Origin of the sequence: Duganella sp. CF458, from assembly GCF_900113115.1 — a bacterium.
Taxonomy (GTDB): domain Bacteria; phylum Pseudomonadota; class Gammaproteobacteria; order Burkholderiales; family Burkholderiaceae_D; genus Rugamonas.
Genome location: NZ_FOOF01000020.1, coordinates 100,091 through 107,336, shown reverse-complemented (window position 1 = coordinate 107,336; position 7,246 = coordinate 100,091). Strand labels below are relative to the sequence as shown.

Below are 7,246 nucleotides of genomic sequence, written 5' to 3'. Positions count from 1 at the left end.
TTCCCATCCCGAACAGGACCGTGAAACGACTTTGCGCCGATGATAGTGCTGCAACCAGTGTGAAAGTAGGTTATCGTCAGGCTCTTATTAGAAAAGCCCGCTAGGCATCTGCCAGCGGGCTTTTTGTCTTTATGCAATATAATTTCGCATCTCTCAATTTTTGTTCGACATGCGAAGCTTCCTTTTGCCCTTCCTGCTGCAATTTCACTTTGCGTCAATAGCCCAGGCTGCCCCTCCGCTCAGTGTTGACGACGCCACCGCGCCTGGTTCGATGGTGAAAATGGTGATTTCACCCGACACCAAGCACATTGCCGCGATCGTTTTCAACGGCACTAATTACGGTTTAGGTTTGCTTGACAGTGAAACGCTCAAAAGCAGGCTGATTTACGATGGCACCAACGCGACCTGGGGCAGTGGAACCTACGTGCGGGCACCGCGCAACGTTGAATGGGCAGGTAATGATCTGCTGACCGTCGACCTAGGTCTTGATGTCGCGAGTTTGTCACTGGACGGCAAGGTCGTGGCAACTTTTGCCGAATCCTTGATCGGGCCGGCCGAACGGGCAAATAGTGGTTCGGTCATGAAGCTGGTCTATACAGATGGTACGGACGGCGACATTGCTTTAGCCAATGCGCGAACGGGAGAACTTCAAAAATTCAGCTATCCAAGTGGGAAGCCACTTTGCTGGGCCTTCGATAAGTCCGGCCAGTTGCGCGCGGTCACCTTGATGAACTCGGCATTCTGGAAAGACGTTACGAAGGTCAGCAATTGGTATCGCACCAGCGCCGACGCGAAGTGGCAGAAGTTGGCCGAGTTCGGAGTGAATGATGACTTCTGGACGCCGATCTATGTTCCAGATGATTCAGGCAAATTGGTAGTGCGCTCCCGTGCAGGCCGTGACACATACGCGATGTTCGAATACGACATTGAGGCAAGGGCGTTAGGCAGCGTGATGGTTGGTCATCCAACGCTCGATATCATTCACGCCGATGGCGTATCCGGCGGTGTGGACGCTATCGACAGAGTCTTCACGCACGGGATGAAGCCTCAGGTGGTCTGGTTTGATCCAGCGTGGGCACGACTTCAAGCAAGTGTAGACCAAGCTTTCCCAGGCATGGTCAACTCCCTGTCTGGAGACCCGACGAAGCGGGTCCTCGTCCACTCTTACAGTGATGTCGATCCCGGCGCCTGGTATCTCCTCGATATTGCTTCCATGCAGCTAAGGACGGTGGCAGTTGCCGATCCATTGATCCGGCCGGAAGAGATGCGCCCGATGTCGGTGATTCAATATAAGGCGCTAGATGGGCTTGCCATCCCGGCTTACTTGACGCGTCCAGACAAGACCGAGGGACCCCAACCGACAGTCGTGATGATTCACGGCGGCCCTGTCTCGCGGGATAGCTGGCGTTGGAATATAGATGTACAACTGCTGGCTAGCCGGGGCTACGTCGTCTTCCAGCCGCAATTCCGGGGTTCCAGCGGATTCGGGAAGAAGTTTGAGCAAGCTGGAGTGGGCCAATGGGGCCTTGCCATGCAAGATGATGTGACTGCAGGCGTGCAATACCTGATACGCGAAGGTATTGCAGACCCCAAGCGGATATGCATTTATGGCGCGAGCTATGGCGGTTATGCAGCCCTTTGGGGACTTGCGAAAACGCCTGAACTTTATCGTTGCGGCATCAGCTTTGCTGGTGTGTCGGACCTCGAACATATGTGGAACGATGATTCAGACACCTCCGAAAGTAAGGTTGGCCGCGAGTACATGACGAGCCGGATCGGTGATGTGCGCACCCAGCGAGCAAAATTTGCGGAGGTTTCCCCCTTGAAGAATGCTGAAAAAATCAAGGCTGCGGTTTTGCTGATCCATGGAAGAAAGGACCGAAGGGTTCCTATCAGCCATAGCTATCAAATGTGGACTGAGCTTGACCGCTTGGGGAATAAACCGGAATGGCTCTACTTTGAGGAGGGACACAGCATTTTCTCCGTGCGCAACCTACGAGACTATTACCACAAGATACTGGATTTCCTTCAGCTGCATATCGGTGGCCTACCAGCAGTTGTCGAGCCGAAGGCGGGAGCCAAAGCGAAGTAAGAGACCGGGCACAACTCTGAGGTTTTTGATTTACACTACGGCACGCAATTCTTTATAAAGGAATAACGATGCCGATCACGAAACTCCTCAGTGGCCTGACCCTGGCCCTGCTTTCCCTGCATGTCTCTGCGGCTACCGAGCCGGCTTGGGTCACCAAGAGCAATGAGAATGCGAAGCTGCTGCTGAACCTGCAAGCCAAGTATTCGCCTGAAAGCGCGAGCGGGCTCGGCGTTGATGGCTATGACGAACAGATCACCGATATGTCGCGCGACCTGTACGAAGTCACCGCCAAGGATACGCGTGCGGTCATCGCCGAACTGCAGAAGCGGTTGAAAGCGGAGAAGGACCCTAAGGTCAGGCAAGACCTGGAGATCCTGATCGGCACTTCGGAAGACCAGCTGCGTTCGGCGGCAGTGAACCGCAAGCACATGCTGCCATTCCTGGACCTGACCCAGCTCATGTTCAGCGTGATGCGCCAGACGCTCGATCCACGCATCCCGAAAGAGCGCCAGAAAACCCTGCTGGTGCGCATGGAAAAATACGCTGGCATCACCAAGGGCTACCGTCCGATTACCGAACTGGCCTATGAGCGTTACGTGGAACGGCAGAAGGCTGATAAGAATCTGCTTGGTCCTTACAAGGGCGAGGTGGAACAGTCGCTGAGTGCGGCCCCGGCCATGATCAAGGGGATGAAGGACCTGCTCAGCAAGAGCGAACTGAAAGGCTGGGAGCCGGCATACGCCGCGATCGAATCCCAACTGACCGCATATAACGCCAAGATCAAGGACCAGATCCTGCCGAAGGCGCGCGCCGACCATCGCCTGCCGGCGGAAGTCTACGGTGACAACCTGCGCCAGTTCGGCGTAGATATCGCGCCGAAGGAACTGATTGCGAAGGCATTGACGTCGTTTGCAGAAATCCGCAACCAGATGGCCATCACTGCCAGCCTGATCGCCAAGGAGCGCAAGCTGCCGAACGCGGACTACCGCGCTGTCATGCGCGAGTTGAAAAAGCAGCAGATTCCGGTTGATCAGGTAATGCCCTTGTATGGCGAACGCCTGTCGCAAATCGAATCCGCGGTGCGTGAGCAAGGCATCGTGACCCTGCCGGACCGCAAGGCCGTGATTCGCCTGGCAAGTGAAGCCGAGAACGCGCAGCAACCTGCTCCGCACATGAGCCCACCGCGCCTGATCGGCAATACCGGCGAGTATGGCGAGTTTGTACTGACCACTGGCATGCCGCCTGATGCCAGCGGCAAGAAGCTGGTCTTCGACGACTTCACCCACCAGGCCGGTAGCTGGACCCTCACCGCGCACGAAGCACGTCCAGGCCACGAACTGCAGTTTGCGAAGATGATCGAGATGGGCGTGTCGACAGCCCGTGGCGTGTTCGCCTTCAACAGTGTCAATGTGGAAGGCTGGGCATTGTATGCCGAGGCGGAGATGCAGCCGTTCGAGCCACTCGACGGCCAGTTGTTCGCGCTGCAGGCCCGGATGCAGCGCGCGGCGCGTGCTTTCCTCGACCCAATGGTCAACCTGGGTGAAATCAGCCCTGAAGGCGTGAAATCCTTCCTGATGGACGAAGTTGGCCTGTCCGAAGGCATGGCAACGCAGGAGATGCAACGCTACACCTTCCGTGCACCAGGCCAGGCGACTTCATATTTCTATGGCTATCAGCGCCTGATGGAAACCCGCCAGGCAGCGGAAGTGGCCTTGCGCCAGAAATTCAATCGCAAGGCCTTCAACGATTTCGTGCTGGCTCAGGGGATGTTGCCGCCTGCGCTGCTGCGCAAGGCGGTCATGGAAGAGTTCGTACCGGCTCAGAAATAAGCCAGAGATGGGGCTAGACGCCCCATACAATATCGTACCCGCCCGTCTGGGCGGCACGCAGCATTTCCAGAAGGGGGAAGGCGCGCTGCGCAAATCCTACCTTCTGGGTCTCCCCGAAATCGGCATCGCCATCATCGTCCGGCAGCGCATGGCTGGGCATATGCGCGGCATGTTCGGAATCGACTTCCGGATGCAGTTTGCTTAGCGCAACTTCTTTCTCGAGCAGTTGCAGCGCCTGGGAAGCTTCGGCTGCCGTGATGACGCCCCGCGTAGGGCTCTTCTGCAGCAGATCCATGATGCGTTCGACGTGCTCGTGAGCCATCATGACTTCCGGCGACGAAATGGATTTAAATTTGATCAACATGGCGCGCTTCCCTTAGTTTGTTGATGTGCTCACGATAGCACGAGTGCAGTCGCGCGCGTCGTGCTACTTAATACAATTTAAACGAACTCAAGAATGTATCAACCGTATCCGCATCAAAATGTTTCTGGTTCCCCAGAATGACGACCTGATATACGCGTTTATCTTTCGCCAGGAAGCGGCCATGCATGGCCAGCGGGGCGCCATTAGGCGCGGCGCCGCGTGCTTCCACTTCAAACGCACCGTCCTTGGTGCTCTCTTTGGTAATAGTACCGCCGATATTGCGCACCATGGCAAGCTTCATCGCTTGTACAGCCTGTGCGGCCTTGGCTGCATCCGGTAACTCAGCAGTACCGACGGCGAACATGGTACCGTCGACTTCTGCTGCGGACATGGTCATCTTCACTTCCTGGCCATCGAGGTTGACGACGCGGGTGTGGGTGGCGGCTTTGCCGGGCAACATGATGATGTAAGGTGCGTCGGTGCTGCGGAAATCGCGCCAGTCAAACTTGGGGCTGCAGGCTGCGAGCGCGCCTGCGGCAAGCAGGGTCGCGAGGGCTTTGTTCAGGGTCGGTTTCTTCATAGCCTGCATGGTAGCACCTCGCGATGTGATCAATCCCCGCCGGGGCCCATGCCGCCGCCAGGTGGCGGGCCCATGCCAGGACCGCCCGGCCCGCGCATGCCGCCCTGGCCGCGTTCAGGCCCGCCTTCGCGACGCGTGCCCGGCGAACCGCCGAAACGGTAGGACAGGCCGACATAGACGATGCGGCCGTCGAACTCGCGCAGTGAGCGTTCGCGCAGGGCATAGGTGTCGGTGATGGTCGACATCTTGTTGCTGTCGAAGACGTCGGTGGCGTTGACCATCAGGGACAGTTGCGGCGTGATGGCGTGGCGCCAGGTCAGGTTCAGCGTGGTGTTTGGTTCGCGGTAGCCCTGGCCGGTCAGCATCTTCCCTTGCGCCTGGACGGCTGCTTGCAGCATGTCGGTGCTGGTTGCTTGCCAGTTCAAGCGCAACCGGCCGCTCAGCGAAGAGGCGGTGCGCCTGGTCTGGTCGCCATTCACTTCCAGCACGCTTTGCTCGAAGCGCGCTAGGTTGCCGCTCAGGTTCAGCGAAAGCGTCGGCAACAGCTTGCCGGTCAGCGTGAATTCCATGCCGCCCGAGCGCGTGCTGCCGGCATTTTCGCGGGTGGTCAGCAGCACCGTGTCGCTGATGAAGTATTTGCGGTCCAGGATGGAATCGGTCTCGTCACGGAAGTAGCCGCGCAGGTTGCTCTCCAGGCCGAACAGGCGGGTCTCGTAACCGAGTTCGAAGGAATCCGTTTGGGCCGGCTTCAATTTCGGATTGCCGGAAGAAACGTTCAGTTCATCGCGATAGACCACGAAGGGATTCAGGTCTTGTGCATTCGGGCGGCGCAGGCGGTGCGCGTAGGCGAAGCGCATTTGCGAATTTTCGCTCATCTTGTAGGTGGCGAAGAAACTCGGGATCAGGTTGGTGTAGCTGTTGCCGGCGACGACCTGGCTGGTGAGCTGGTCGATTTCCATCTCGGTGTGTTCGGCGCGCAGGCCGGCCATCAGGCCCCACTGTTCGTTGAGGCGCATCTGGTAGGAACCATACGCTGCGTAGATGGTTTCCTTCATGTCGAAGGCATTGCTGCGCAAGGCGTTGGGCGAACCTTCCTGCGTGATCGGATCAATGTTGGTGTAATCGATGCTCGAATCGTTGCGGTTCTGGACGATCTTGTAGCCAAGCTTGGTCACGCCGCCAAGAAGGTTGGCCTCGTAGTCGCCGGTGAAGTCGATGATCTCGTTCTTGTTGCGGTTCTTCTGCGCGCTGTCGACCTGGCTGCCGACCGGCGGCCGGACCACGTAGCTGTTGCGGTAGTTGTTGTCGGAATCGTTGGTGGCGGTTGAAACGCGCAAGTCCATCTTGAAGGTTTCGCCCGGCGCGTCGCCCTTGTGGTCCCAGCGTGCGTTCCACGAGTAATTCGTGCTCTCGCCTTCACGCAGGGTGCTGCGCAGGTAGTTGTCGGTTACCACGCCATCGGGATCGGTCGACAGGTAGTTGTCGGTCGCGCGCGCATCGTTGGTGCGATGCGAGTAGGCGACTTGCGCCCCCAGTGTATCGTTGGCACCCAGGTTGTAGGTGACGCCGCCGTTCAGTCCCGCGTTGTCGTTCAAGCCGTTCGATTGCGACTGCTGCTCGCTGTGCGACAGCGCACCGTTGCGCGCGTCTATACGATCCCGCACTGTTTCGCCAACAGAGTTGCGGCCATCATGGCGCACGTTGATGCCGCCTTGGAAGCCCCATAGGCCTTCGTTGTAGGTGCCGGACAGCGCGCTGTTGTAGCGGCCTGCGGTGCCGTAGTTGGCATTGGCTACGCCAAAGCCATCCGGCTTGCGCGAACGTTTCATCACCAGGTTGATGATCGGACCGCCGCCGCCCTCATTGCCGAATTGCGCACCGGGGTTGTTGATCACTTCCACAGACTCCAGGTCTTCGGCCGGAATCGACTGCAGCGCAGGGCCGCGGTTATCGCCTTGCAGCATGGCCGATGGCTTGCCGTCGACATAGACCTGTACATTGCTGCTGCCGCGCAGGGTGAGCGAGCCATCCGGGTCGACGTTCACGGAGGGGACGTTGTTCAGCGCATCGGCAGCGGATCCGTTGCTGCTGGACGTGTCGGATTTCACATCGTAGACCTGGCGGTCGATGCGGTTGGTAGGGCGCTCGGCGGCCACCGTTACGCTGGCGATGTTGCCAGGTTCGGGCGGGACTTCCTTCTTTACGGTTGCTGGCGTGGCGTCGGCCTTGGCTGGCTGGGAGGTTTGTGCGGCGGCGCTGCCGCAGCACAGAAGAATCAGGAGAGGGCCGGCGCAGTAGCGCGAGTAACGGTATTGGGTAGTCATGGTGGCGGCAATTCTAACGAAGAAAGCGCCACCAAAACCACGGATTTACGCGGACTT

5 protein-coding genes are annotated in these 7,246 nt (G+C 58.3%); 2 read left to right on the top strand and 3 right to left on the bottom strand.

All coding sequences use genetic code 11. The features are described from left to right. Window positions 1–184: 184 nt before the first annotated feature. On the top strand, window positions 185–2,092 hold the full coding sequence (locus tag BM269_RS25580; RefSeq protein ID WP_229204799.1) for an alpha/beta hydrolase family protein: 1,908 nt from the start codon (window positions 185–187) through the stop codon (window positions 2,090–2,092). Between the two features lie 68 nt (window positions 2,093–2,160). After that, window positions 2,161–3,921, top strand: a complete 1,761-nt coding sequence (locus tag BM269_RS25575; RefSeq protein WP_090444138.1) for a DUF885 domain-containing protein — start codon at window positions 2,161–2,163, stop codon at window positions 3,919–3,921. Window positions 3,922–3,934: 13 nt separating this feature from the next. On the opposite strand, the gene BM269_RS25570 is transcribed toward BM269_RS25575, so the two are convergent. The 3 genes from BM269_RS25570 to BM269_RS25560 all read right to left on the bottom strand — a co-directional run bounded on the left by BM269_RS25570 (window position 3,935) and on the right by BM269_RS25560 (window position 7,189). Beyond that, on the bottom strand, window positions 3,935–4,285 hold the full coding sequence (locus tag BM269_RS25570) for a DUF1840 domain-containing protein (protein ID WP_090444134.1): 351 nt from the start codon (window positions 4,283–4,285) through the stop codon (window positions 3,935–3,937). Window positions 4,286–4,352: 67 nt separating this feature from the next. Beyond that, window positions 4,353–4,865 (bottom strand): hypothetical protein, encoded by a 513-nt coding sequence (locus BM269_RS25565; protein WP_090444131.1) that lies wholly within the window; start codon window positions 4,863–4,865, stop codon window positions 4,353–4,355. A gap of 29 nt (window positions 4,866–4,894) precedes the next feature. Further along, window positions 4,895–7,189: a TonB-dependent receptor domain-containing protein gene (locus tag BM269_RS25560; RefSeq protein ID WP_090444128.1), complete on the bottom strand. Its 2,295-nt coding sequence runs from the start codon at window positions 7,187–7,189 to the stop codon at window positions 4,895–4,897. Between the last annotated feature and the right edge of the window lie 57 nt (window positions 7,190–7,246).

Excerpts from the sequence above, each read along its gene's own strand:
- BM269_RS25575 (WP_090444138.1), top strand. The coding sequence starts at position 2,161 with ATGCCGATCACGAAACTCCTCAGTGGCCTGACCCTGGCCCTGCTTTCC.
- BM269_RS25570 (WP_090444134.1), bottom strand. The coding sequence starts at position 4,285 with ATGTTGATCAAATTTAAATCCATTTCGTCGCCGGAAGTCATGATGGCT.
- BM269_RS25565 (WP_090444131.1), bottom strand. The coding sequence starts at position 4,865 with ATGAAGAAACCGACCCTGAACAAAGCCCTCGCGACCCTGCTTGCCGCA.
- BM269_RS25560 (WP_090444128.1), bottom strand. The coding sequence starts at position 7,189 with ATGACTACCCAATACCGTTACTCGCGCTACTGCGCCGGCCCTCTCCTG.